The sequence below is a fragment of the Brevibacillus sp. MER 51 genome (genome assembly GCF_023714195.1).
GTDB lineage: Bacteria > Bacillota > Bacilli > Brevibacillales > Brevibacillaceae > Brevibacillus.
Map to the genome: position 1 here is coordinate 1 of NZ_JAMAUS010000096.1, position 234 is coordinate 234.

General features: G+C 53.4%; 1 rRNA gene. It reads right to left on the minus strand.

Going from position 1 to position 234, the window contains the following annotated elements:
- Window positions 1-234: ribosomal RNA gene (locus tag M3630_RS31375) — 23S ribosomal RNA — on the minus strand; the annotation flags it as partial.

Sequence of the window (234 nt, forward strand, 5' to 3'; positions counted from 1 at the left end):
TAGACGCTTTTCTTGGCAGTGTGAAATCAGGGACTTCGGTACTAAAATTTCCCTCGCCATCACAGCTCATGCTTCACGGTGTGCGGATTTGCCTACACACCACACTTACTGCTTGGACGGCCATCCAATAGGCCGCTCACCCTATCCTCCTGCGTCACGCCATTGCTCAAGCGGAACAGAGGTGGTACAGGAATATCAACCTGTTGTCCATCGCCTACGCCTTTCGGCCTCAGC